Raw genomic sequence first — 26625 nt, forward strand, 5'->3', positions numbered from 1 at the left:
CTTAATCCTCCCCATATTCGTCTAAGCCCTCATCGGGATTATACGCCGGTGCCCCTTGGACCCGGACAATTTCGATCGGAGCAAAGTTCTCCTGTTGGTGTATCTGAAGCGATCCCCGGTGGCAGAGGGTCAGCATCGCCAGAAAGGCTGCCACCACATGCTCAGGATCTTTGCTCCCCTGCAGCGCCTCCTCGAAGGTGCACTTTCCACGGGAGGCGGTGAAACGGTCGACGGAGGCCATAACGAGAGCAAGGGGAACTCGCTTCAAAGCGATATGCTCTGCCTCCAGCAGGAAGTGCTGGCGGTGTGAGAGCAGATCTGCACAGATCACAGCAAGTGAGGTGATTGTGATCCCCCTCGTATAGTCGGGCATCAGGTTCAGGAATTCAGGGTCCGGGCCCACCGTTCTCGGGATCATCTGTGAGGTGGACTCCATCCGGCTCCCCAGTGCCGCTGCAGCATTGCGGTACTGTCTGTAGACGATCAGTCGCTGAATCAGGACTTCCCGAGCTTCCTCGGTCGTCATGTTCGAAAACTCGGCGTCCTCGTCGTCTCCGGAATCCTCCTCCACCGATTCATCTGGGACCAGTGAGGCCGCTTTGATTGCCAGCAACATAGAAGCCACGAGCACGAAGTCGCTCGCGACTTCCAAGTCAAGATCCTGCATGCGGTTGATCTCTTCGAGGTACTGGTCGGTCACCTCGGCGATCGAGATCGAGCCAATTGCGATACGCTTACGGGTGACAAGCTGCAGCAACAGGTCAAACGGGCCAGTATACCCCTGCGTGTGGACACGATACGATGGCATGCTCGATCAGGCCCCTAAGAGCAAGTTCGAGAGGTTGTCGACAGTGAAGTTGAGGTAGATGCCCAAGGGGTCCACATGGAAGATGATCGGCAACAGGTAGAGCAGGATAAAGAGGATCGGCAGCGCATAAGCCTGGATCTGGTAATAGCGGTCACGGGCCTCACCGTGCAGCAGCGGCAGGATCAGCTTTGAGCCGTCCAGCGGAGGCAACGGCAGAATATTGAAGAAGGCCAAGCTCAGGTTGACCTCCACATAGGCGGAAAGGACATAGAGCACCCAGAACCAGCCGGTGTAGCCGGTAAACACCACATTCGCATCGATGATGCGAAAGGTCAGGGCACCGACGAGCGCTTGGATCATGTTCGAGATCGGGCCCGCTGCCGCGACAAGCGCGTCATCACGGCCGGGATTGCGCAGCCGGTAGGGACTGTACGGGACCGGCTTTGCGTAAGCGAAGACCGGGCCACGCAGCACCACCATGATCAGCGGCAGGATGATCGAGCCAAAGGGATCGATGTGCTTAAGCGGATTGAGCGTGAGTCTCCCCGCTTCCCGTGCGGTCGGGTCGCCCAGTTTATCTGCGGTCCATGCATGGGCAACCTCGTGCACGATTGCAGAGAACATCAAAAGCGCCACCTCAATGACGGCGCTGATCAGAGTCAATAAAGAAAACGAAGTGTACAAGTCCTATCCTTCCTCAGGCTTGGGCACGATCGGCATAGTAGCTCAATAGTTTACTGATAATCATCAGGATTACCCCAGCGATAATGAAGTCACCGCGCAGACTACCCCCAAACGGCAACGGGTATACCAGCATACCCCTTAGGGCGGGAATCAGGAGATGTGACAGGGCATCGGTGAGGTTGACGATCACAAGACGTGAGGTACCGCTGTAGACAGCTACGATCACGACCATCACAAACCAGGTAATGCCCAGCCAAAAAGCTACCCGGGAGAGAATGAACATCATCTGCCTGTTATTCATGCTTTGCTAGCTTCCTCAATTTTGGTCGAAAGGTCCAGCCACTCATCTTCGAGCTTTGGGATCTTTTTGCTCAGTGCCTGGTACTCCTGCATGCACTGATTGAATTTGTCGGTGTCGTTGTAGAGCTTCTCGTCCGCCATCTGCTTCATCAGCTCGTCGTAGCGCTCATGCGCCGGATCGAGCGCGGCTTCAATCTCCGCGAGCCGCTTCTTGTCCTTGCGCAACGCTTTCTGACGCTGATGGCGGGCTCCGGCCTCCGCACGTTTCTGCTCCTTGATCTTCTCGACTTTCGGCGCCTGTTTCTTCTCAGAAGCAGGGATTTTGTTACTGTCACCCTGCGCCTGGGCTTCCAGCTCAGTGCGCTTCCACTGGTAGTACTCGTAGTCCCCATCGTAGAGCGTCACCTTGTGGTCACGGATATCCACAACCTTGTTTGCGATGGTGCGCACCAGGTGCTCATCGTGGCTGATCAGGATGATCGTGCCCGGGAAATCCTTGAGGGCATCCTCCAGGATATCGACCGAGTCGATATCCAAGTGGTTGGTCGGCTCATCGAAGAGCAAGAGTGGCGCCGGCTCGACAAGCATCTTGGCAAGTGCAAGTCGTGCCTTCTCGCCGCCGGAGAGGACTGAGACCCGCTTGTCCACATCGTCCCCGTGGAAGAGGAAGGCACCCAAGAGCTTGCGCTCCTGCGAGCTCGTCCAACCCGGGGCAGCCGAGTCGATCTCCTGCATCACGGTGTTGCCGGAGTGCAGCTCTTCCAGCTGGTGCTGCGCATAATAGGCGCGAGTGACATTTTGCCCCAACGTGATGGTTCCAGTGTCAGGCTTGAAGATCCCACAGATCAACTTTATCATCGTTGACTTACCGGCGCCGTTGGGACCCACCAGCGCGACATGATCTCCCCGGTAGAAGGAGAGATTCACATCTTTGTACACATGGTTGTCCCCAAAGGACTTGGAGACCTCCTTGAGCGAGACCACTTCATCCCCGGTCCTGGGAGGATCCGGGAACTTGAAGTGTACGTGTTTGGTGCCTTCAGGCAGGATCACGAGCTCCTTTTTGATCTGCTCGATACGCTTCATGCGTTCCTGCGCCTGGGCAGCCTTCTTCGGCTTATAGCGGAACTTGTCCACAAAGACCTGCATGTGTGCAATTTCACGTTCCTGAGCAGCACGCTTGGCGCGCATCTGCTCCAGGTTATCCTCACGCTGCTTGAGGTAGCTCTTGTAGTTGCCCACGTAGGTGGTAATACATCGGTTTTCGATAGCGGCTACATGAGAGACACAGGCATCCATAAAGGCACGATCGTGTGAGACAATCAGGACAGCACCCTTGTAGGAGGTGAGGAACTTTTCAAACCACTGGACGCTTTCCAAGTCCAGATGGTTGGTCGGCTCGTCGAGCAGCAACAGATCCGGATTCCTCAGCAACAGCTTCGAGAGCACAATGCGCATCTGCCAGCCACCGGAGAAATCTTTTGCAGGTTTATCGAGATCCTCAACCGGGAATCCGAGACCAGTGAGGATCTGGCGGGCACGGGAATCCAGCTCGTAGCCGCCGAACGTCTCAAAGCGCTCCTGGGCGTGCGCATAGTCCTCAAGCAGATGGTTGAGCGCGTCGCCTTCGGGTGTCACCGAGATCTTGTTCTCAAGTTCGTGGACTTTTCTCTCCCAGTGCTTGACCTCTTTGGCGGAGTCGATAACCTCCTGTAGTGCTGTCTTGTCTCCCGAGATCTCCGTCTCCTGCTCCAGGTAGCCGATGGTGGTACCTTTTGCAAAGGACACGGTCCCCTCATCAGGGGTCTCCAGACCCATCAGAATATGCAAAAAGGTCGTCTTACCCGCTCCGTTGGGGCCAACGAGAGCCCAGCGCTCCCCTGCGTTGAGCTGCAAGGTAGCAGCCGCGTAGAGGACGCGGCTGCCAAATGATTTCGTTATCTTATCTGCAAGTACAATCAAAGATAAAAACTCCCACTACTTCTGAACAGTCAGGTGGATTGCAAAGCCTGCAATCTCATGTTTGAAATATACCAAGAAGGTCGAGCCGTCCGGATTCTTCACGCGTGAATCCTCATAATGGACTCTACTTCTTCGTCGGTCGAAGCGTTGATGCCCACGTGCGCTACATACATATTGAAGAGTTTCTTCGGGTCCTTTGCCTCCTCAGCCATGACTCGTCCTCTCATTTCTGGTTTATACATACAGATTGAGTATAGAATACCCATCTGAACACAACATATATAACCACGCTAAATCCCCTCTTGCAGTGCGTTGATAATCCGGCTGTCGCCTATTCGTCTGAGCGGGGTCTCTGTCCGCAGCAATCACGGTATTCAAGCGTATTCGGGAGAGACACATTGTCCGGTCAAGGACCATCGCTGCTCCCTAGGGAAACGATGATTAATGCCCCATAACGTGTTAGAGGGGACCGACCACACGACTTTTCGCGGCCGGAATGCGGGAAAGGCAGAAAAGGTTGCTCATCCAGCACGTACAGGAGCCGCCATCCTGTCATCTGTCCTGCCCCATGCACCGCAAGAAGGCTCCAAGACGGATCAAGCGACGCTGAGAGCCGGGAGGTGCAGCCTGCCGGCAGAAGATACACATGGGTAAGGTTTGCAAGGGCGAGAAAGACTTGAGTGTGCAGGCATCTTCTCTATCCTCCTGTAGCGCTTCCTTAAGGGGTCGAAGCGCCGCTTCACGATGAGGAAGGGATGCTCTACCTTTAAGCGGCTGGATGCCTTCCTGGACTCGATACCCTTCTCGGAGAAGAGCACACAGGCAAGGCCCTCTCTAGTCGAAGGCTTTCTTAGCAACGCTTTAGCGCATAGATGAGAGGTGTGGGTCTTTATGCGTCCTTAAGGGCGCTTCGCTATACCTATATAGCCTAAAGTCTGCGCAGCAGAACCTGTCATACTCCCTTACGAGTGCGTGTGCCACAGGATATGTCGGATACATTCTAGGCGATCGTCTCCACACCATGCACAAGGCCACCTGCGGCATCCACGCCGATATGCGCCTTGTATCAGATACGCCAGGTCTTCCCTTTCTTGGACTGGTGCGCTTTAAGGGTTACGCGCATGGTCCTTGTCCTTCGTGGAGCTTTAGGGCCCAGGTGAAGGTCACATCCACCATGGAGCCGCCTTGTACCGTGATCCCTGCCTTTTCGAGCTTCTGAGTCCAGGTGCAAAGCACAAGCCTTGCCGAGTCCCTCTCGCTTTAAGGCTATGGCACATCTTCGCAAGTGTCGTCGCATCTGGCACCTGCGCTTGCATGAGGTCTGCGTGCACAGAAGCGCTGCCAGGAGTAGCAATCCAGGATAGCATCCTTAAGTTTCCTCGTCTTAAGAGAGCAAACATGACCTAAAGCAGGATACAGCCTAAAGCTTCGTCTTTGCAGCGCGCACATGCCTGACAAGAGCCTGTCCGTGGTAGCTGGTATCTACCAGTGCAATCCAGCTGTCCCACGCAACGATTACATCCATTCGCTCCAGGTGTGCCTCTCGCTTAGTCTTTCTCCCTAGACCTTAGGATTTAAGGTCCTAAAAGCTCATCTGGCTGCCCATATCTGTCTTTTGGATATGCTGGAATACGTTGCTGTAATTATAACATATCCGCAGGCAGATAGGCATCTATGTGGGTATGGGCACTGCGTGGTTCGAGACATTTTGAACAGGCGGCCTACAGCGTGTGGCCCCAGTGACCTCATCGAGGCGAATTAATCATCGTTTCCCTAGGGAAGCAGGGCGAGGCATGTGCCACCTGCTTACAGGCTGAGAAAGCTCATAGGTATCTGCCCCTGCTGCCCGCTCTCGACACCCAGCAGGGAGTCGAGGTGGGTCTCGTATCTGCTAAAGGGCAGGAAGGTCCTCTTCCCCAACCAGGTCTGCTCCACAAACATCACCTATATCCAGACAGGGAAAGGCACACCTACCTTGGCGACCGTCATCGATCGGTTCAGCCGCTACATCGTCTGCTGGAAGCCCTTTGACACCATGCGTGCCAAAGAGATTGTCGCCTGCGCCAGGCAGGCCTTCACGAAGCACGTGACCCTCTCCATCATGAACTTTGAGCAGAGAGGTGTGTTTGGCTCTGATACGTACGCATTCACTGCTCGCCTCCATGCATGTGGAGCAGAGCCTGAACAGAAAGGGTCAGATGAAGGGACGACGCCCTCATGCAAAGATGGCTCGGCACACTCAAGAGCAAATGCCTGCGGCAGGAGGAGTACAGTACACCCGCCAGAGCTTAAGGGTGACCGCCGAGAAGTTCGTCGCGTGGTACAGCGAGGAGCAGGCCCTCGGTCGCTTAGCTGTGACACGCCGGTACAATGGTACAGGAGTATCGTCTGCGAGGCTGCATGCCCTTCAATGGTACTGTCTGTACGGGAAGGGGTTCAGAAAGGATCAGGCTTTCCCTATCTTACAGGTTCGGACACTTCACAGAACCGGCGGCACCTCTAGTACATGAGGAAATCCTTCGGTCATGTTTTCAACGACTGTGCGGCAAAATCAGTTCTAACAATAGGGACGTTCTATCCAGACATTCGAATCGAACACTCCTCGTGCTACAGGCTCAGTGCTGTGGCACGAGGGTATCAATCAGACTACCCACTTGACGGGCGGAAGTTGCATCATTTGCCAGGATAAAGATGGTGTCGTCTCCGGCTATCGTACCCAATACATGGTCAAGCGCTGCTGCGTCGATTGCCCCGGCTACCGCCGGGGCACTGCCCGGGTAGGTATGCACCACGATGATGTTTTTGGCGCACTCCACGGTTTTCACCATGTTAGAGACCAGCTGCGAGAGCTTTTTATCCTCCGGTAGCTGATAAAAGTCCCTATCCGATTTCAGAAGACCCATATCGGCAATGTCACGCGAAATCGTCGTCTGGGTGCAGTCAAAGCCAAGCTCGCCTAGATTCCTCACGATTTCGTTTTGCGTATGTATCTGTTGTGTGCGGACCAACTGACGTATGGCGCGTTGGCGCTCACTTCTTCGGCTCATACAAGCATCTTCCCCAGTGCAACAATCAACTCATCAATATCGGATATCGAACAGATCAGTGGCGGAACGAAGCGTAACGTCGAAGGTCCGGTCGCGTTGAGGACGAACCCCTCATCGAGCGCTTTGGACACTACCTCACAGGCATTGTACTTCTCATCGAGATCACAGCCGACCATCAGACCCAAACCACGGACCTGGACTACCGCCGGCAGTTTTGCAAGCTGCTCGCGCAGATAGGCACCAGTCATCTGTACATTTTTAGCAAGGGCAGGATCGGCGAGCTTGGGAAGCGTTGCTGCACAGGCAGCGATAGCGAGATTGCTGCCGCCGAAGGTGGAGCCATGGTCGCCCGGGCCGAAGTCATTGGCTGCCTCACCCCTCGCTGCGCAGGCACCCATCGGAAAGCCGTTGGCAATCGCCTTTGCCATCGCCACCACATCGGGCACGATCCCATAGTTCTGGAAACCAAAGGCTTTGCCGGTTCTGAACATCCCACACTGTACCTCATCGCACACAAAGAGTCCGCCCACACTGTGCGTAAGCTCTTCGGCTTTCTGAAGGAACTCCGGCGTGCAGGGGTGAACACCACTTTCTCCTTGGATGCACTCCACGAGCATACCCGCAATCTGATTGCCTTCTTGGTCAAAGAGATGCTGGAGAGCATCTAAATCGTTGATCGGGGTTACGATAAACCCACCAGGCATCGGCTGAAAAGCTTCCTGTTTCTCAGGCTGGGCGGTGGCGGCAAGCGTCTCCATCGTGCGGCCATGGAAACTGTTTTTGAGGACCACGATCTTGGTGGCACCAGAATGTGTGTTGTGTGCGTGCATGCGGACCAATTTGATCGCACACTCGTTAGCTTCGGCGCCGGAGTTGGCAAAGAAGGTCCTCCATCCGGTCGCCTTGTCGGCGGGCGCCTCCCGATCCAGCAGGTCGCTCAGTTCTTTGGCTACCTCACCCCTATGCTCGATATAGAAGTAGTTCGACACGTGCATGAGCTGTGCGGCTTGATCCTGCACCGCCTTCACGACATCCGGATCACAGTGCCCCAAACTGCACACGGCGATCCCCCCGAGGAAATCGGTGTACTGTTTTCCTTTGTCATCCCACAGATGCATGCCAGACCCTCGCACGAACTCAACGGGGAGTCGGTTGATTGTATGCATCAGATATTTGTCTTCAAGCTTCTGTTGTTCTTCTAATGACATCGCTCGCTCCTATTCTTTGATGTCAGGTTTCGGCTGTGTGGGCGTTGGAGCATCCGCGCCGAGTGAGGCGCCCGCTGCCACTCCACTTGAAGGCACGGTGCGGTCGTCGGCGTTGTCTACCAGCTTCTCAGCGAACTTCCCGAGTGGATGCAGGTCCAGATTCTGGTCAGCCTCGTCGCCCACAAATACTGTGCCAGCACCTTCGTCAGTCAAAAGCTCAAGCAGTAAGACATGGGGGATGGTGCCGTTTACGATGTGGGCGCGCGGCACCCCGGCATCGAGCGCCGTGATGCAGCTGCGCACCTTCGGGATCATGCCCTTCCCGACGTTGCCACTTGTGAGCATCGCTTTCGCCTCGTCCTCTGTGAGACGTGAGATAAGCGAATTCTTGTCAGAGAAGTCCTCGTACAGGCCGTCGACATCGGTCAGGAAGACGATCTTGTGGGCTCCAATCGCCGCCGCTACCTCTCCAGCTACGATGTCGGCGTTGATGTTGTAGTAGGTGCCGTCTTGGCCCATACCGATACTGGCAATGACTGGGATGTAGGCATCCGCCACGATATCGTTAATGAGTCCCGCATTGACTGCGGTTACACGTCCGACGTGTCCGAGCTCGGGCGAGAGCGGTTCCGTCATCACGGTGCCACCGTCGACCCCTGAAAGTCCAACCGCCAGATTCCCGTGGCGGTTGAGGTCGCGGACCAGATCCTGGTTGACCTGCCCTACGAGCACCGCCCGCACAACTTCCATCGCCTCGTCGTCGGTGACCCTGAGGCCGTCCTTGAAGGAGACCGGCAGATTGAGCCGCTTCATCGCCTCGGAGATGGCTTTCCCACCGCCGTGCACAATCACAGGGTTCATCCCGATGATCTTGAGGAGCACCACATCAGCCATCACCTGAGCGCGCAGCTGCTCGTCCACCATTGCGGAGCCGCCGTATTTGATCACAATCGTCTTACCGGTCGCAGACCGGATCCAAGGCAGAGCTTCCGCTAGAACCTGCCCGACTCTGCTGTGCCGCTCTTTGGAAGCGCGGATGTCCCTTGCCATCCTCATGATCTATAGTCCGCATTGATCGTGATGTAGCCGTGGGTCAAATCACACGTCCACACCGTGGTGGAGGCAGATCCTGCACGCAGGTTGATATCGAGGACGATCTCCGGGTCCTCGAAAGCCTTTGCGGCCTTGTCCTCATCGAACTCGACAGCCATACCACTCTGCATTACTGGAATCGACATCATATCGATGTCGACCTTGGAACTGTCAAATGCAGCCCCGCTCTTACCGAGCGCTCCGGCGATACGGCCCCAGTTGGCATCGCGGCCAGCGATCGCGGTTTTGACAAGCGGTGAATTTGCGACTGCCCGCGCAGCCTTATCTGCATCCTGATCGTTGGCCGCCCCGTACACATTGACCGTGACAAGCTTGGTGGAGCCTTCCCCGTCTGCGGCGATCTCCCGGGCAAGATGCTGTGTGACCCGGTCGAGCGCCTGGGCAAACTGTGCATATGACTTCGAGTTCGCTTCGATCGGTACCGTATTCTTGGGGCAAGCCTCCCCGCTTGCCATCAGCACGCAGGTGTCATTAGTCGAGGTATCCGAATCAACCGTGACCTTGTTAAAGCTGTGGCCCACGGCTTCGGCGAGCGCTTGGTAGGCGGCACCCTCAGACATCGGCAGATCGGTCGTGATGACGGCAATCATTGTCGCCATGTTCGGCTGAATCATGCCGGAGCCTTTGACCATACCACCAACGGTGATTGTGGTGTCCAGCCCTGAATCGCTATAGCTCACCGCGAACTCTTTGGGATGCGTATCCGTTGTCATGATCGCGCACGCCGCATCGTGCCCACCTTTTTGGTCTGCAGAGATAGTTTTCTGCAGCTTAGGCACCCCCGTTGCGAACGGCGCCACATTGAGCTGCTCACCGATCACGCCGGTCGAGGCCACAAGCACATCGTCCTCGCAACAACCGATCGTGTCAGCGGTAAGCTTGCGGATCTTTGCAGCATTCTCGAGGCCCTCCTGCCCAGTGGCGGCATTCGCGATACCGGAATTGATCAGAATGGCTTGCGCAGTGCCGACACTCGGGGTTCCCAGAGCCTGACGATCAAGCTGAACCGGAGCTGCAGCAAACTTGTTCTTGGTGGCGGTCATTGCGGTAGTGCACGGGCTATCAGATTCCACCAGGGCGAGATCGAGGCGTCTGGGGTTCTTCCGCAGTCCGGCGTGGATGCCGCCAGCTGCAAAGCCCTGTGCACTCGTCACTCCCCCATGTCCCACATGCGTTATATTCATAAGAAATTTGTCCTTTCGTAGGCTTCAAATAGGTATTGAATCCAGTTCCAGGTTATTCATGAATGGCATAGTTTTATGCATCTGTCGCCCATCGCTGTGGTAACGGTTATAGGTGTGCTAGCTGATATTGAGAGATTATCTTCGAAACGTGTTCGGTGTGCTACACGGGCACGGCCTGCTGGGAGAGTCCTTCGTCTTGGCTAAGCCCGCAGACGATATTGGCACACTGCACGGCCTGTCCCGCGGCACCTTTCGTCAGGTTGTCGATGACGCATGTCGCTACCAACACACCCGATCGTCGTATGAGTTCGAGGCCTATGTGGGCGTTGTTCGTGCCAACTACACTCGAGGTCTTGGGCTGGACGCCTTGGGGCAATACATGCACAAACGGGCTCTGTGAATAGAACTTCGTGTACAGCGCATATACCTCATCCAACTCAACAGGATGTGCAAGCTTGATCGTGACGGTTGAGAGCAAGCCGCGCTTGAGCGGTGCCAGATGCGGGATAAAGACAACATGTCCCGGGAGATTCAGGATCTGCTCAATCTCCGGGGTATGGCGGTGCCCTTTGACACCGTAGGCCTCGACATTTTCATCCGCATTGCAAAAATGGGTCCGTGCCGTAGGCTTCTTGCCGGCTCCAGTCACGCCTGAGATGGCTTGAACGAAGACATCACCTATTGCCAATCCCTGTGAAACCGCAGGATAGGCGGATAACGAAGTTGCCGTCGGATAACAGCCCGCACAGGCAACGAGCACCGAGTTACCCGCAGCATGTTTGTCCGCTGCAGCTGCAAGCTGATCTCCGGTGATCTCGGGCAGGCCGAAGGCTGCCTGGCCAAGCAGATCAGGAGAGGTATGCGGCACACCGTACCACTGCTCGTAGATCTTAGGGTCGCGCAGGCGGTAGTCGGCGGAGAGGTCGATCACGGTGACACCGGAGGCGATAAAGTGCGGCGTGATCGCTAAGGATGCGGTGTGGGGCACCGCCAAAAACACCATGTCACAGGTGTCGAGGATCGGATCATCGCGATGAGTGAAGGTCAGATCGCTCTGCCCTACGAACGCCGGAAATACTTCGTCGAGCCGCTGACCTGTCAGAGTGTTGTCGGCGATAGCGGTGAGGGTGAAGGTAGGGTGCCCTAACAGGAGGTGCACGAGCTCAATGCCTGCATAGCCGCCCGCCCCAATGATGCCTACTTCGATACCCATGTCTAATCCCCTTTTGAATATGCATATATGGAGCATATGCAATGCTAATTTATGCATGCGTTGACTATACATCACATAAACGCCACCAGCGGTGTAATCAGGCAAAATAGCTAGATTTTTATCTCCACGAAACATTTAAAATCTGTCGGAGACATTACAAGAACAATGGCTGTGCAGACGCAGACAACGAACCATACGTTGGAGTGATATCAGGGATTTCTCAGCTGTAACCCTATTGGAACGTTTGACTTTTGTACCGGCAGATTGTCAAACTGAGCGCACCATCCCCTTGTAGACCTCGTTGGCTGTCTTGTATTCCAGGACCTTCCTCGCCCTGTCGCAGATCAGGCCCACTGTATGTCGGACCTCCCCGTCTGCTACCCTGCTAAAGTCTGCCCCCTTCAAGAAGAACTCGCAGATGAGACCGTCAGTGTTCTTAACCGTCGGTTTCTGCCATAGATGGTGGGGGTCGCAGAAGTAGAGCTGCACGCCTCAAAGGGCCTTTGTGAGCTTAGCCATACCTTGCGAACTGCTTGCCCCACTCGGGAGTGAGCATCTCGAGGGGACGGCCCAGCAAATGCCCGAGCTCGAGCTTCAAGACATCGGCGCTGTCGTGGTGGCATCTTCTCGCGACAAGGAGCCTGGACGCTCTGTTGGCAAGCGCAAGCAGGCATACAGGCCCTACTCCTATAAGCGTGTCGTCTACCCAGTCACCGAGGTGCGAGCCTACATCTGCCTGCTTGGGCCTATCCTTTAGGCTGTGTGAGATCTCGACCTTGCCTTGGGTCTTAGGCCTCTTGCTGCAGATTCGCTTCCCCTTCCTGCGCAGATGGTGGCACACCTGGCAACTCGAGGGTGGTGGCCTGGGCCTGCCTGCAGAATAGTCGAGAAGCTCAACGGCGCAGCTGACACCATACTCGAGCCTGAGATGTCGTCTGCCTGCTTGGGGAACCAACGCTCGTCTTACGATGAGCGAGCGCAGAGTCTGAGTGCCCCCTTTTCGGCTTTTCCCTGCCGTGGGCGGGCAGCTGCCCTCCTTTTGGGTCGCACAGGCGCTAAAGCGTTTGTGCCGCTCGTTTTTCGCGATCTTGTGGCAAACGCTGGATCTGTCCTTACCTGTCTTGCGTGCGATGCAGCCGATGGAGCTTCCCTTGTGCCACACGCAGCTCGACTATGCAGTTCCTCTCCTGTGGGCATACGATGCTTGTAGTGGCACATTCCTTCCAGCTTTCGACGTTGATTGAGACAACCAATGTCGTAGCCTTCAGAAGCGCGTCACGTCTCTGTGGAGCGGGACTATCCTGTTGCACTCAGAATACTAATCCGCCCCTTTATATTGTGAGAGACCCCGGGTTGCTATTCTTTCATCCTCGCCGTTGCACTAGCAATGAGAATTCGCCTGTGATAAACTGATTCAGCTACGTAGAGCACCCATCTATCAAAACAGGGATGTCATTTCGTTTCCGTTCGGACACATCGCTTGTCATATGACGCAACCTCTCCGTACAACGATCTGGGATCCCACTTCAAACACCTGTGGGGATCACCTCGCGCAGACAACGCATGCGAGGTTGATTTTCAAAAGGAAGGAGTGAGAGTGATTATGGCCAGCAAGAAGCTCACGCCCATCAGGCACACCAACCGGACCGCCAAACTAATACGGCAGACTCCCAGGTCAGCACAGACGGCAGCGGAGTTGACACGCAAACCCAAACAGATCGTCTATCGAAAACTTGATTCCTGCCCCACCGGACTTACCGACGAGGAGGCACAAGCACTCCGCGAGAAGGGGCAGGTCAACCGGATCACCGGGCCTCACAAAGATTCCAAGCTGAAGCTGCTGTGGCGCGCCGTTGCAACGCCATTTAATCTCGTCCTTCTGATTCTGGCAGTTATGTCATTCGTAACGGACGTGCTCTCAGCACCCGCCGACCAGCGCGATCCCAGCACCTTCATTATCATCCTCACGATGATCGTGGCGTCTTCCATCATCTCCTTTGTCCAGTCCTCACGCAGCTCCGATGCAGTCGAGAGCCTGCTGGACAAGATTCAGATTACCGCGGCGGTCACCCGGAACGGGGAGACAACCGAGATTCCAACCGATGAGATCGTACCAGGCGATGTGGTCACTGTAGCCGCAGGAGATATGGTCCCTGCGGATATGCGGCTGGTCGCCAGCAAGGATCTCTTCTGCTCCACAAGCTCGCTAAACGGGGAGTCCGCTCCGGTCGAGAAGACCGCGACACCGCTGGGGTCATCTAGAGAGGGTGAGACCTATCTGGATTACCCGGATGTGGTTTATGGCGGGACCACCGTCGTTTCCGGCTCCGGCACGGGCGTCGTCTTTGCGGTCGGTGATGATTCGGTCTTTGGGGCACTTGCCCAATCGCTCTCAAAGGATGAATCTTCACAGACTGCCTTCGACACCGGTATCGCCTCGGTCTCAAAACTGCTGCTCGGCTTAACTGCTGCCGTGGTACCACTCGTCTTTCTAATCAACGGATTCAGCAAAGGGAGCTGGACTGATGCCCTGCTCTTTGCTATCGCCACAGCGGTCGGTCTGACTCCGGAGATGCTGCCAGTCATTGTCACGAGCAATCTGGTGCGGGGCTCGATTCTCATGAGCCATGCCGGCACCATCGTGAAGCGGATGGGAGCGATCCAGGACTTCGGATCCGCTGACGTCCTCGCGACTGACAAGACCGGTACCTTGACCGAGAATCGCATCGTGTTGGAGAAACATCTAAATATGAAGCTTGAGGAATCCGATGAGGTACTTACCTATTCCTACCTCAACTCCTTCTACCAGACCGGGATGCGAAATCTGACGGATAAGGCAATCGTCTCTGAGGCAACAAAACGGCTCGATATAAAGACAATCGGCAAGGCCTACGAGAAGGTCGATGAAATCCCCTTCGACTTTGAGCGGCGTCGGATGTCCGTGGTAGTCCGTCACACCGACGGACACCGGGTTCTCATCACCAAAGGCGCCGCAGAAGAGATGCTCGCCTGTTCAACCCATAAGCAAGTACAGGGCACGGCGTCGCCGCTGACTGGCTCGGACCGTCAGCAGACCCTCGCCGAGGTCAAAAAGTTGAACTCCCAGGGACTTAGGGTCATCCTGATCTCTTACAAGGACAACCCCCGCGTTGCCGGCGAACTCAATGCGCGGGATGAATCCGAACTGACTCTGATCGGCTATCTCGCCTTCTTGGATCCACCCAAACAGTTTGCTAAGGAAACGGTTGCAAGCATAGTCAGGCAGGGCCTGAGGGTCAAAGTGCTGACCGGAGACAATGAAGCGGTCACCAAGGCGGTCTGCCGGGAGGTAGGTATTCCCACTAATACGGTACTCGACGGAAGCGAAGTAGAGTCGATGAGCGCAGAGGAGCTCACGCAGAAGGTTGACCGATGCGACATCTTCGTAAAGCTCACGCCGGAAGGCAAAACACAGGTCATACGCGCCCTCCGTAAGGCAGGGCATACAGTGGCCTTTATGGGGGATGGAATCAACGACGCCCCCGCAATGCGTGCCGCGGATGTCTCCGTCTCGGTGAATACCGCCGTCGACGTCGCAAAGCAAGCTGCGGATATCATTCTCCTGAAGAGTGACCTCGAGATTCTGGAGGAAGGAGTACTGCTCGGTCGCCAGGTCTTTGTGAACACGATGAAATACATCAAGATCACCCTGAGCTCCAACTTTGGCAATATCCTCTCGGTCTTGATCGCATCGATCTTCCTGCCCTTTATCCCGATGCTACCACTGCAGTTGCTCGTACTCGACCTGATGTACGGGATCTCCTGCGTGTCGATCCCCTTTGACACGGTCTCTGAGAGAGCTTGTGAGCAGCCACGCCCCTGGACGACTAAGGGATTGCTCCCCTTCATGTTCGTCTTCGGCCCGGTCTCCTCGCTGATGGACATCGTGACTTTTGCGCTTCTATTCAGGTATGTCTGCCCGATGGTTGTCGGTGCAGAGTGGGTTGGCGCTACGCTCAGTCAGCGTGCCCTCTTTATTGCGGTATTCCATGCGGGTTGGTTCATCGAATCGCTGTGGACACAGGAGATGGTGATCCATGCACTGCGTGAGCCGGGGCTCCCTTTTATTGGTCAGCATGCCGCACCACCTGTCCTCTGGGCAACCTTCGGGATGTCCGTTTTGGGGACGGTTCTGCCCTACTCCGATCTGGCAGAGGCACTCGATTTCGGCCCCCTACCCGGCTGGTATCTTGTGGCAGTCGCGGGTATCATGGTCCTCTACCTCATCCTTGTAAGCTTTGCGAAAGCGGCCTATATCCACAAGGATCCGGAGCGCGAAGTGACCTTCCTCTGATTGTCAAGAGACTTAAGCCCCAGTCGAAGAGGCACTACTCTCGCAATTGATGAGCTCCCAGGCTCTCTGTCGAGTTGCCTTCTATCTACGAGCAATAGACGGAAGGCAACTTATGTCCTTGAGGCTGTGAAGTATCAGCACAGCGATACGATATCTCACGTGCTGCCAAACCGCTCATGCACGCAACGGTGAATCGATAAGACTGATATACCGATCAGGGGATCAAAGACCCGTTGTAGTGAATAATCGCGCCGAGCTGCACACCAAGGTAACCGGCAAACACAATCCCTGCGACAACGAGGATGCCGCCGCTTCCCATCCATACGGGAATCCAGGGCATCGTTGTAGCTCCCCTATTGACAAAAAGAACGCAATACCCAGTGTCTCCAACAGTACACCATACCCACACAGACGCGCCAGCTTTGGCAGATCCCTATCGTCAGCGTTTCCACAGAGATACCCATACAGCAATTTAGGTCTACCTATCACGATCATGTAGACCCCGATGCCCACGTATAACGCAATGAACGCCACCATAGTGATAAGCACGATCACGGCTTCTCCGGACATAGACGTCTCCAGTTTGTCACTTCGTTATTCCGAGAATAGGCAGATAGGAAACGATCAATACCACAATAAAGAGGCAGATTGTCAAGCTGAGTGCACCATCTCCCTAAAGACCTCGTTGGCTGCCCTGTAGTCTAATACCTTTCTTGGCCTGTCACAGATCAGATCGAAGACATGTTGCACCTCCTTGTGTGAGACCTAGGAAAAGTCGCTACACCCTTAGGGGAAGAACTCACAGATGAGGACATCGGTGTTCTTAACTATTGGCTTCTGCCACAGGTGGTGCGGCTCGCAGAAGCAAAACTTTACACCTCCCAAGGCTTTTGCGACCTTAGCCCTGCCAGGAGAGCTGCTTGGCGCAACCAGGTGTCATCGTCTTGAGCGAAACCCCCTCAAGGACGCTGAGCTGGGTAGCGCACACGCCCTTGCTGCCCACGAGCAGCCACAAGGAGCACTCGGGCAGACCTACAGGCACGCAGAGGTTGGCCCCATGACAGTGTCGTTTGCCTACTTACCCAGACAGAAGCGCTCAGAAGGCCTCCCTTAGCCTTTCTAAGAGCTTCTGGGAGACCTAGATCTTGCCCCTCCTTTTCGCAGGGCACCTCCCCTTCCAGTCGCTCGTTTGGTTGGGTGCGGGGAGAGTCCAGGGCGCCAAAGTCGCGCGCTAGATGGTCACAAAGTTCACGATACAAGATCCTGCCCACCACTTGCTCGGGCGACCAATGCTCATCTACGATGAAGCGGCCTCACCTGTGCAGCCAGCCTCTTGCGTGCCCTGCAGGCATCGCGGTGCGCACTTGCCCTCCTTTGGAGCCACGCAGGCACCATAGCCTCTCCTGTGGGCTGTTCCTTTCAAGCTTGCGGCTCACACTGGAGCTGTCTTTTGCCTGATGCCTTTGCGATGCTGCTGGGTGAGTAGTACCTGATGTACATCTTCGCGATCTTGTTGTGCTCAGCGGCGCTAAGATAAGTGTAATGGTGCATTTCCCCTCGACGTTCGATGATGGCTTATACAACCAACATCGCAGCCTTCGGGAGTGCGCCACGACCTCTGCCTGGCGCTATCCTGTCGCACTCAGAATGCTAATTCACCGAGTTAAATAATGGTGTTAACCGTGCTCTTACGAACATGAAAGTAGTGGATCAGGCCATAGATAGTGCCCAACGCAAAAAAGCAAGCTGATATCAGCAAGTCCTGTTTAGGGTCTGAAGACATCACGTTGATGACCATTGGTGAAATGCCACAGCCGATATTGACAACGATCAAAACAATCGTGGTTGCCAGATTAACAGAATCTTTGGGAGCCGCCAGATCAAGCCAATTATACAGGTATGGGGTCGTCGAGCCAAAGCCAATGCCAATGATGAGGGTGCCGACGATCAGCATCGCGAAGTTAACGCTGAACGTAGTGATGAAGAAGCCTAAAGCTATCGTTGCACAGCCAAGCGGAAACAGTTTATCGTGCAATCTCTTAAAGAAGAAACCGAATGATGCACCAATTGGAATAGAGATCAGATTAAAAACGCCGGTGAGCGTTGATACATTACTGATGCTCCCAAGATGCTCAGCGATAACAAAGGCTGGCAATTTATATGAGACTGGCATGTAAAACAGATAGAAGAGGAACATCAATACCGCGATTAAAACAATCTCGCTCGTGATATGTTGCTTCTTTTTGGGCTGGGCTGAGCCTTGCTCTTGGTTCTTATCTTTCGGAAGCGGAACGAAGAGGGTGAATACAATAAATACCGGAATCACTAAGAAGAAAACAGCAAACGCTGCATGCCAGCTGATAGTGATCAACCAACTGATCAAAAACGAAGCAATCGCAGCTCCCAAACTCCCTGTGACATTTTGAAAACCAACCATCGTTGCAAGTTCGCCTTTATCATCACGGTAAAACCGTGGGATCAACGACAAAGCAAGTGAGTTGTATAGCCCGATACTCACACCAATCAAGAGTCTGGAGATCAAGATCGGTATATAGGCAGAAACATACATGGGGAAGGTGCCTGTCAGCAACGTACCAATGAGGCCGGCCAAAACCGTTGCTTTTTCACCGATCGCCGCTATTAAAAAAGGACTGATGATCAGACCGATAATGATACCGAGATTGGGAATCGTTACCAGAATCTCTACGCCTGCTTGATCTACCCCGGGAAAGGCATTGTACATTAATGGCAGAGCCGGTGATACGGCCGGAGCCATAATCAGGAACAGTGAGATTGACAGCAATGAAACTTTGAAGATAACGGTATCCTGAACCCTTGTTGGTCTCTTCTTCCTCATGGCTCCGTCTCCTATTTGACTAAGTGTTTGCGCAATTCAGTAAGAAAGCTTTGAACGTTAGGATGGACATTGTGTAGCCCATTTTCTTCATATACTCAGGATTGGTAACCAAGGCATCTAATTGTTCAGCCATCTGTCCGCACGCTGAGCCACCCTCAACAAAGACATTGTTCCGATCCAAGTTGTAATCGTTGGCATGTTGGTCTACCCAACCGATATATTCCATCACCTGATCCACTTCACCGGGATACGTTACGTCAGGACCAAACACATACGAAGGATTGACAAATGCAAAGCCACGTTGAGCCATGCCCATCCCGTAATATTGGTACATCTCTTTTGTACCATAGACCCAGCCGCCGTGAATCTCGATGATCACGGGAATTTCATCTTGAACATCATTCGGGGTGTAGATGTCGAACGCATTCCACTTCGGGTCTTTGCCATACTAGAGATTGTCGTGGCACGTCACGCCTTCATAAACGTGTGGCAAGCCGCTGTCACGTCTATCATCGCTTTCCTTCCAGTCGTGCCACATCTGTTGAACTGCATCTAAAACTTTTTGATCGACTGCCATAGCGATCTGCCTCCCCAAGATTCCTTATTAGCTGGACTGACGTACCTTATTTGATAGTATCTACTACCGAGAACATTTACCCTGGTAAAACCTCAGAGCAAGTGCAACGTCTTGTGGTAGTGGACCTCCCAGGGCACTTCCAACTCAGGCGCTTGCACAGCCCTCGGTTGAGTGAATTGTAGGCCTTCTGAACCTCGGCACCTATGGCGTCATCGAGGCTTTTGTCCTTGGGGAGCCAGTCCCTGAAGAACCCGTCGGTATTCTCATTGGTGCCCCGCTCCCAGGGGTGGTGGGGCAGGCAGAAGAAGACGGAGACCCTAAGCACCTCCTGGAGTCCCTCGGCGCATTCGAACTCTTTGCCCCGCCTCTCTCCTCAAAACCCTTCCTGCACCTGCGCTTGCCATGGTGCTTAAGCAGCCTTGCAGTCTTGAGGTGGTCGACAAGCTCACAGCCGAGTGAACCCGACTCCACAGCCCGCTAGAGAAACGATGATTAATGCCCCATAACGTGTCAGAGGGGACCGGCCACACGGCCTTTCTAGGCCGGAATGCGGGAAAGGCAGAAAAGGATGCTCATCCAGCACGTGTAGGAGCCGCTATCCTGGCATTTGTCCTGCCCCATGCACCGCAAGAAGGCTCCAAGATAGATCAAGCGACTCTGGGAGCCGGGAGATGCAGCCTGCCGGCAGAGATGCACATGGGTAAGGTTTGCAAGGACGAGGCAGACTTGAGTGTGCAGGCATCTTCTCTATCCTTCTGTAGCGCTTCCTTAAGGGGCAGAAGCGGCGCTTCACGATAAGGAAGGGATGCTCTACCTTTGAGCGAACGGATGCCTTCCTGGACTCGATGCCCTTCTCGGAGAAGAGTGCACAGGCAAGGCCCTCTGTAGTCGAAGGCTTCCTTGCAACGCTTTAGCGCATGGTTTAGCGCATAGATGAGAGGTGTGGGTCTGCTGCGTCCTTAAGGGCGCTTCGCTATACCTATATAGCCTAAAGTCTGCGCAGCAGAACCTGCCATACTTTCTTACGAGTGCATGTGCCACAGGATATGTCGGATACATTCTAGGCGATCGTCTCCACACCATGCACAAGGCCGCTGCCAGCGTCTACGCCGATATGCGCCTTGTATCCGATACGCCAGGATCCCCCTTTCTTGGACTGGTGCGCCTTAAGGGTTACGTGTGTGGTCTTGGTTCTTTGTGAAGCTTAAGGCCCAGATGAAGGCCGCATCCACCATGGAGCCACCCCGCATCATGATCCCTGCCTTTTCGAGCTCTAAGTTCAGGTCGTGAAGCATAGCTTTGCCGAGTCCCTCTCGCTTTAAGGCTATGGCGCATCTTCGCAAGTGTCGTTGCATCTGGCACCTGCTCAGACATGAGGTCTACGTGCACAGAAGTGCCACCAGGAGTGGCAATCCAGGATAGCATCTTTAAGTTCCCTCGTCTTAAGAGAGCAAACATAACCTAAAGCAGGATACATCTCAAAGCATCGTCTTTACAGCGCGCACATGCCTGCCACGCGCCTGAGAATGGTAGCTGGGTTCTACCAGTGCAATCCAGCTATCCCACACAACGATTACATCCATTTGCTCCAGGAATGCCTCTCGCCGGGTCTTCTTCCTAAGACCTTAGGATTTAAGGTCCTAAAAGCTCATCTATCTGTCCATATCTGCCTTTTGGATATGCTGGAATACGTTGCTGTAATTATAACATATCCGCAGGCAGATAGGCATCTATGTGGATATGGACACTGCGTGGTTCGAGACATTTTGAGCCGATGTCATACAGCGTGTGGCCCCAGCGACCTCATCGAGCCGAATTAATCATCGTTTCCTTAGGGTCGTCCATGAGCCTTTGCCACCTCGAGCGCCTCCTGGCGTCGGCCCTGCGCTTGCCGGGGAGGCCCTGTACCAGCACCGCCGCTCGTCACGCTGTTGTTGCACTTGATCTGCCTGGAGACGACCGACCTCCCTCGCGATCTGACTTTATGCCCTCTTGGTCCCTCCAGCAAACCATGATGTCCTCGCGCTTCTCGATGCTAAGATGGCTGTAGCGGCCCATGCCTGCCTCCAAGGTGATGTCTTTGCAAGTACCATCTTAGGTCGTACGTAGGTCGTTACCTCGTAATTAGTTGTTGCACTCAGAGCGTAGATTCACCTTGAAAGTGTTGAAAATTATCTCTTGTGTAGTCTCATTTGACAGCACATAGTCCGATCCTGCTAACAAAACTATCCATCAGACATACAGACCAGCGTATCGCTCAATACTCCACCTTTATGAACACGATCAACCAAAAGAGGATTACTAATCCACCTATCTGCCAGTGTAGCATATGAATTCTATCAGCAGATGGACCGGCGTTATTGGTAGTATTTAAGAACCTTACGAAATTGATGTGAGGAGCAATTGAGCATAGGCTTTTTGCCCTTCCGGCCTCAAGTGAATACCGTCCTTCCAAAACCATTCTGGATGGTCAACCGCTGCTCCTGCCCAATCTATGATGTACACATTGTAATTTTGTTTCGCTAACGCATTAATAGCATCATTAGATTCATCCTGCCATTGGAGATATTCTCCGTATACAGTTACCCAATAGATAGTCCGATCCTTACCAATCTGATCAATAAGATCCTGTCCGGTGGATACATCAAAGGGTCCGTTGGTTCCAAGAGCAATAATGACCGTGTCACCCAATGTATCTTGCTGTTCAAGGGACTTCACGATTTCGATAGCTTCTTTGACCTGGCGGGACTCCTTGGCATCAACAACACAGTCAGGGATCGTCTCTTGAATAGCAGGGGCGGCACCGAGCATAACGGAATCACCAATGGCTGTGACTGAACCCACTGATTTTTGAGAAGAAGGTTTTGATGCCTGTGCATCCTGTTCTTCTTGCTGTTTCTGGTTCTCCCCCTGCACCTGCTGCAATTCCTCTTTCGTCTCAGATGGCATCAGTGCACTACCGTGGCCTATGCAAAATATACAGACCAGCGCAACGGCAACTAACACGACGATAAATCCTTTAGGGTGCCTCATGCTGTTCCCTTTCTAGTCCTCTTGCCAAAGCGAGACGTTAGTTAACAAGTACGTACGTGAAGTCGTGCTCAGCTTCATACTAGATGTTTTCTTGGGACGTTAAAAAAGCGACACACACCTTATAGAGCCATGAGGCTAACAAGCGAGTCGGAGCCACTGTCGGGAATAACGCCAGGCAGCCTTTATTTCATAGTTACGAGGGTCTACGAGTTGGGTGATGGTCGAAGGCCAGCTGCAGATGTATCCATGATATGATTGCCCCCCGCCAAACAAAGTCGCCTGAAAGGCTATCTTCTACTTTGTTTGGCGACATCTTGGGAAGATAGCCGACCAGGTAAAACCAAGATGTTGGAAGGGCGCATGGAGTGCGCAGCCAACGACCTTGCACTCCTTTGTTGACAGCCTCGCAGATAAGGACCTCGCCGAGCTCAGGGGCGCACTCACCGTGCGGCTATGCCGTAAGAACTACGGTACAGACACGCTGGATGGCCTCCTTGCCAAATGGAGGGCGGACGTTCGCATGCCCCAGATGCGAATGCATGGATGCCTGGCTGGACGGAACTTCCAGCACCGAGCGCACACAGATACCCAAAGTGCCATCTGAGATATGGAGCACTCGCCGGGACGGTCTTTACGAACGCGAAGCTGACGCTCTACAAGATCATAAAGATGGTTCAGTCCTGAAACCTGTGTGTGGGCCTATCATGCCGCAGCCCCGGAAGGCTTCGAGTAGCGCCTGCTCGCATCGAATATCTTGAGGAAGAAGTACTCGTCGTTAGGGTATCCCTAGCCTGCCCTTCTGAGCGTCTTGATCATCTGGTTGGTGCCTTCGACCTTGCCGCTGCTGATATGGTGCCTGGCATGCGCGACGATGCCGTCCATGTGGCTCTCAACGAGCCTGGCGAACCACCCGAAGTGCCTGTCTTTCGTGCCGCGGCAGACCTCGACTATCCTCTCCATGGCATCGCGCATGCGCTTCTCCTGCCGGTAGCCGTAGGCCCTGCTGAGCATCTCACCCACGATGTCGCAGGCGGCGAGGAGCTCGTTCTGCGAGATCAGCTCCTTGTAGCGCTTCCTGGCTCCTCCCTTCTGCAGGACCTCCTCCTTGCCGAAGAGGGCGCTTCCCCTTGATACCACCTTGCCGGCCCGTGCATCCCGCTCCTTCCTCTTCCTTGTGTCCGCACCAGACATGAGGATGTATGTGGAGTGCTTGAGGGCACGCACGGCCTCGGCGTTGCTCTCCTCCTTAAGCCTTGCCTGCTCGTCCTTCCTGACCTTACAGATGACCTTCTCGTTGAAGTTCTTGATGAGGTGGAAGTAGTCGTAGACGATGTCCAGATGCGGATGGCGCTTAAGGAAGGCGCGCTCGAAGTCGGCGTTCATGTCGCAGGCGATTGCCTCCACATACAACATCCACTCGCTGCCCACGAAGTCGCAGAAGTCATACACGACCTGCTTCCTCTTCGTATAGGCGAGCCACAGGACGTGGCCGGTCTTAAGGTCGATGATCACGGTGGCCCAGCGGCGGGCATTGTGCAGCTTGAACGTATCTGCGCCCAGATAGCGGGCCTGCCGCTTGGGCTTCCTGAGCTTCAGCCTGCTGCCTTCGCCTTCCGTGTAGAGCCCAGAGAGCCTCGCGCGCTCGATCTTTTTCACGACGTTCCTGTTAAGGCCTGCCATGAGCGATACCGCCTTAAGGGTCTGGTCCAGGGCAAGCAGGTCACACACGAACGTGAGGAGAGGCAGCGTGATGCGCTGGCCTGGCGCCCTGAAGGGAACACCCTCGATGCTGGAAGTCCCGCATTCCCTGCATGCCCATCTTGGCCGCAAGACCTCGACCCTTGCCCTCTCCATGCCCAAAGGGAGGTGCCGAAGCGCAATGGGGACCTGCCCGTTGCCCTCCATGGCCTTTCTGCAGCAGGGGCATGAGGGGGCTTCCCTCGCAGCCAGCCTGCCTGGGACCGTGAGGATCTGCACCGGCCTGCTGCATCGTCTGGCCGAGGTGCCGAACTCCTCGGTGCGCACGCTCTCCTTAGGCTCTCCTGTCTGCATGAATCCGTCCAGATGGGAGGGAATGCGGAGGAAGCCGGGAGCACACATCTCATCGGCATGGGAAACGGCGGGCAGCTGGGCTGCCGCAGATGCTACACTTGTCATTACGCTCCATCCTTCTTCGGAGTCTACATGTTGCGATGCAAGATTCTAGAGGATGGCCACTCTTCTGTCTCTGAGGGCGCTACGCCGCTGGCATCCGCCCACAGCTTTTAGGATTGAACCGTATTTTTGACCGGTATAACGGGAGCCTATTTTACGTTTTATCATTTTCCAGAAGCGATCTGGAAGAGCATCTACACTACGAACATTATTGAACGGAGTAATAAAGGGCTGAAACATAAATCCAAGGCCAAGGAGCAGTTCCCTAATGAAGACGCCCTGGAGCGCTTTGTCTGCTGCTATTACAGTGAGCTGAACCGCTCTTATGCAGACAGGGTGCAGTGCGGGTTCCAACAGGCTTCCGCAGAGATCCTGCAGATGTTCGATAAAAGACAGCAAGATGCAATGCCCGGAACTGCCTCAGGCGACCAGGTCAAAAGCCTTATGTCTGCCTAGGCCGCATATAACACGGATCAGGAAATATAGTGTTTACACAAAATATTTGACGCAATCGCCAAATCCCCTGACGCAGAACAAAAAGATCCGTCTGGATATGATTTAGGCAAATGATTTGAAGCTGTAGCAGGCATAGTGTCTGAAAGAATCTTTGCATCTGCTTTTGAAATCAACCGATATCACGCAGATTGAAGCCGAGTCTGAAAATACTGGCTCAGGTGGGAGAGCTACAGCAGAATAGCGGCACTCTACGACCTGTATGAGAAGATCAGGCGCCACAAGGATCATATCCTGAATACGATCCGACTGGGGCTGAGCAGTGCGAGGATTGAGGCAACCAACAACAAGATCAAGCTGATTGTTCGCAAGGCATATGGATTCCGGAATATACAGAAACATGATAGATATGGTATATCTCGTATGTTCTGATATCTGTGTTCCACTTCCTAACCGAAAACCTATACCAGCGAAAGCGGCTTAGCTACTGGAGAAAATGGCGTCTCTCACCCACAGGGGTGCCTGAAGAGTCTTATTTCTGCCTACACCTTGGGGTTCAGTTCAGGTTTAGCCTCCCAGTTCTACCATCTTTTCAATTGGACGAAGTGCCTCGATGCGGACCTGATCATCCAGGTCTATGACTTCACCGCCTTTGCCCGCTACCGCGTAGTAGACATCCATCAGAGTTGTCAGCGTCATGTTGTGACAGACCGTTTCCTTTGACAGCGGATAGAAAGCCTTATCCGGGCACATGAACTGCAAATGCTGCACAATACTATTCTCAGTACCTATAATGAACTCCTTGTTTTTGCTCTCCTGCGCATACTTCATGATGCCGGTTGTGCTTCCTATGTAGCCTGCATACTTGCGGACTTCCGCAGTGACCTCCGGATGAACCAGGAGCTCTGCATGAGGATAGGCAGCCTTCATGCTTTTCACATCGTCTTCGGTTATGAGCATATGCACCGGACACCCACCATCTACGAGAACAAAATCCTTGTCCGGTACTTGTTCTTCGCACCATGATCCCAAGTTGCAGTCCGGAATGAAGACAATCTGTTTATTGGGGATTTGCTTCAGTATCTTGACAGCAGAGGAAGACGTAACAACATAGTCGACGGCACGTTTCAGGTCAGACGTGGTGTTGATGTAGGCAACAATTGTGGCATTCGGATACTGTTTTCTGAGTTTAAGGACGTCGGTTCTGTCCATCTGGTCGGCCATCGGGCAGCCAGCCATGGGATTTGCGAGCAGAACTTTTTTCTGAGGTGAAAGCATTTTTACGGTTTCTGCCATGAAGCGTACACCGCACATGAGAATGGTCTTTTGAGGAGCCTTTGATGCCTGCACGCTCAGTCCATAGGAATCCCCAATATAGTCGGCAACGTCCCAGATGTCCTGGCTCTGGTAGGCATGCGCCAGGATGCAGACATCGTTTTGTTTCTTAAGTTCTATGATTGCATCCTGCAGTTCTCTCGTATTCATGTAATCCCCCGAGTAAGTACTCTGAACTATCTCCAATACGCAGTGATACCTTCCCTATGCAAGGAGCGCATTGAGGAGCAAAATCCTAAAAGCCTCAGACGGATTCTCACCCCATGGATAGATGACAATGCATCATCTGTTCCTCTCTCACAGTGTTATTTATAGAACTCGGAAATTTAGCTGTCAAGTTTATTGTAAATATTTATATTGATAG

At 54.0% G+C, this 26625-nt stretch carries 24 protein-coding genes and 1 pseudogene; 4 read left to right on the plus strand and 21 right to left on the minus strand.

The annotated features are described in order from the left end of the window. Position 1: 1 nt before the first annotated feature. The 6 genes from J4859_RS09090 to J4859_RS16935 all read right to left on the minus strand — a co-directional run bounded on the left by J4859_RS09090 (position 2) and on the right by J4859_RS16935 (position 4990). On the minus strand, positions 2–808 hold the full coding sequence (locus tag J4859_RS09090) for a ScpA family protein (protein ID WP_212329225.1): 807 nt from the start codon (positions 806–808) through the stop codon (positions 2–4). A 6-nt stretch (positions 809–814) separates the two neighbouring features. Next, positions 815–1492, minus strand: a complete 678-nt coding sequence (locus J4859_RS09095; protein WP_249113579.1) for a site-2 protease family protein — start codon at positions 1490–1492, stop codon at positions 815–817. Positions 1493–1505: 13 nt separating this feature from the next. Next, positions 1506–1793 carry a hypothetical protein gene (locus tag J4859_RS09100; protein WP_212329227.1) on the minus strand — a complete coding sequence of 96 codons (288 nt, stop codon included), beginning with the start codon at positions 1791–1793 and terminating at the stop codon, positions 1506–1508. Further along, the gene (locus tag J4859_RS09105; protein ID WP_212329229.1) at positions 1790–3754 is read right to left on the minus strand and encodes an ABC-F family ATP-binding cassette domain-containing protein; all 1965 of its coding nucleotides are present in this window, start codon (positions 3752–3754) and stop codon (positions 1790–1792) included. Before J4859_RS09105 ends, J4859_RS09100 begins: the two co-directional genes overlap by 4 nt. A 596-nt stretch (positions 3755–4350) precedes the next feature. Next, on the minus strand, positions 4351–4611 hold the full coding sequence (locus J4859_RS09115) for a hypothetical protein (RefSeq protein ID WP_212329231.1): 261 nt from the start codon (positions 4609–4611) through the stop codon (positions 4351–4353). Positions 4612–4867: 256 nt separating this feature from the next. Then, entirely contained in the window at positions 4868–4990 is a 123-nt protein-coding gene (locus tag J4859_RS16935) for a hypothetical protein (protein WP_256436706.1), read from the minus strand. Between the two features lie 559 nt (positions 4991–5549). Here J4859_RS16935 and J4859_RS17700 point away from each other — a divergent pair. Further along, positions 5550–6257, plus strand: coding sequence for a DDE-type integrase/transposase/recombinase (locus tag J4859_RS17700; RefSeq protein ID WP_212329233.1), 708 nt, complete (start codon positions 5550–5552; stop codon positions 6255–6257). A gap of 112 nt (positions 6258–6369) precedes the next feature. Here the strand turns inward: J4859_RS17700 and J4859_RS09125 are convergent, their stop codons facing one another. The 7 genes from J4859_RS09125 to J4859_RS09155 all read right to left on the minus strand — a co-directional run bounded on the left by J4859_RS09125 (position 6370) and on the right by J4859_RS09155 (position 12474). Next, positions 6370–6801, minus strand: a complete 432-nt coding sequence (locus J4859_RS09125) for an arginine repressor (RefSeq protein ID WP_212329235.1) — start codon at positions 6799–6801, stop codon at positions 6370–6372. After that, positions 6798–8009 (minus strand): aspartate aminotransferase family protein, encoded by a 1212-nt coding sequence (locus tag J4859_RS09130; RefSeq protein ID WP_212329237.1) that lies wholly within the window; start codon positions 8007–8009, stop codon positions 6798–6800. The genes J4859_RS09125 and J4859_RS09130 overlap by 4 nt, the downstream gene beginning before the upstream one ends. Before the next feature lie 9 nt (positions 8010–8018). Beyond that, on the minus strand, positions 8019–9059 hold the full coding sequence (argB, locus tag J4859_RS09135) for an acetylglutamate kinase (RefSeq protein WP_249113581.1): 1041 nt from the start codon (positions 9057–9059) through the stop codon (positions 8019–8021). Positions 9060–9061: 2 nt separating this feature from the next. After that, entirely contained in the window at positions 9062–10306 is a 1245-nt protein-coding gene (gene argJ, locus J4859_RS09140; RefSeq protein WP_212329241.1) for a bifunctional glutamate N-acetyltransferase/amino-acid acetyltransferase ArgJ, read from the minus strand. Positions 10307–10466: 160 nt separating this feature from the next. Further along, positions 10467–11519: an N-acetyl-gamma-glutamyl-phosphate reductase gene (gene argC / locus J4859_RS09145; protein ID WP_212329243.1), complete on the minus strand. Its 1053-nt coding sequence runs from the start codon at positions 11517–11519 to the stop codon at positions 10467–10469. A gap of 267 nt (positions 11520–11786) precedes the next feature. After that, on the minus strand, positions 11787–12008 hold the full coding sequence (locus tag J4859_RS09150) for a hypothetical protein (RefSeq protein WP_212329246.1): 222 nt from the start codon (positions 12006–12008) through the stop codon (positions 11787–11789). A gap of 22 nt (positions 12009–12030) precedes the next feature. Next, on the minus strand, positions 12031–12474 hold the full coding sequence (locus tag J4859_RS09155; protein WP_212329247.1) for a hypothetical protein: 444 nt from the start codon (positions 12472–12474) through the stop codon (positions 12031–12033). Between the two features lie 648 nt (positions 12475–13122). Here J4859_RS09155 and mgtA point away from each other — a divergent pair. Beyond that, positions 13123–15852 (plus strand): magnesium-translocating P-type ATPase, encoded by a 2730-nt coding sequence (mgtA, locus tag J4859_RS09160; RefSeq protein WP_212329250.1) that lies wholly within the window; start codon positions 13123–13125, stop codon positions 15850–15852. Positions 15853–17515: 1663 nt separating this feature from the next. On the opposite strand, the gene J4859_RS09165 is transcribed toward mgtA, so the two are convergent. The 7 genes from J4859_RS09165 to J4859_RS09185 all read right to left on the minus strand — a co-directional run bounded on the left by J4859_RS09165 (position 17516) and on the right by J4859_RS09185 (position 24476). Then, entirely contained in the window at positions 17516–18709 is a 1194-nt protein-coding gene (locus tag J4859_RS09165) for an MFS transporter (protein WP_212329252.1), read from the minus strand. A gap of 19 nt (positions 18710–18728) precedes the next feature. After that, positions 18729–19124 (minus strand): alpha/beta hydrolase, encoded by a 396-nt coding sequence (locus J4859_RS09170; RefSeq protein ID WP_371812243.1) that lies wholly within the window; start codon positions 19122–19124, stop codon positions 18729–18731. 33 nt (positions 19125–19157) lie between these two features. Continuing rightward, positions 19158–19286: a hypothetical protein gene (locus J4859_RS16940; protein WP_256436707.1), complete on the minus strand. Its 129-nt coding sequence runs from the start codon at positions 19284–19286 to the stop codon at positions 19158–19160. Positions 19287–20346: 1060 nt separating this feature from the next. Then, positions 20347–20418, minus strand: a complete 72-nt coding sequence (locus J4859_RS17705) for a hypothetical protein (protein WP_371812244.1) — start codon at positions 20416–20418, stop codon at positions 20347–20349. A 34-nt stretch (positions 20419–20452) separates the two neighbouring features. After that, the gene (locus J4859_RS09175; RefSeq protein ID WP_212329256.1) at positions 20453–20641 is read right to left on the minus strand and encodes a hypothetical protein; all 189 of its coding nucleotides are present in this window, start codon (positions 20639–20641) and stop codon (positions 20453–20455) included. 1024 nt (positions 20642–21665) lie between these two features. Next, positions 21666–22319 (minus strand): hypothetical protein, encoded by a 654-nt coding sequence (locus tag J4859_RS09180; RefSeq protein ID WP_212329258.1) that lies wholly within the window; start codon positions 22317–22319, stop codon positions 21666–21668. Between the two features lie 786 nt (positions 22320–23105). Continuing rightward, a complete protein-coding gene (locus J4859_RS09185; RefSeq protein WP_212329260.1) occupies positions 23106–24476 on the minus strand; it encodes an ISL3 family transposase in 1371 nt (456 codons plus the stop codon). 126 nt (positions 24477–24602) lie between these two features. Here J4859_RS09185 and J4859_RS16945 point away from each other — a divergent pair, with 126 nt between their 5' ends. Beyond that, positions 24603–24929, plus strand: coding sequence for a transposase (locus tag J4859_RS16945; RefSeq protein WP_212329262.1), 327 nt, complete (start codon positions 24603–24605; stop codon positions 24927–24929). Positions 24930–25148: 219 nt separating this feature from the next. After that, positions 25149–25358, plus strand: a pseudogene (locus tag J4859_RS17710) (transposase); the annotation flags it as partial. Between the two features lie 135 nt (positions 25359–25493). On the opposite strand, the gene nadA reads toward J4859_RS17710, so the two are convergent. Then, complete coding sequence (nadA, locus tag J4859_RS09200; protein ID WP_212329264.1) at positions 25494–26411, minus strand: quinolinate synthase NadA; 918 nt, start codon at positions 26409–26411, stop codon at positions 25494–25496. Between the last annotated feature and the right edge of the window lie 214 nt (positions 26412–26625).

Origin of the sequence: Atopobium sp. oral taxon 416, assembly GCF_018128285.1 — a bacterium.
Taxonomy (GTDB): Bacteria; Actinomycetota; Coriobacteriia; order Coriobacteriales; family Atopobiaceae; genus Olsenella_L.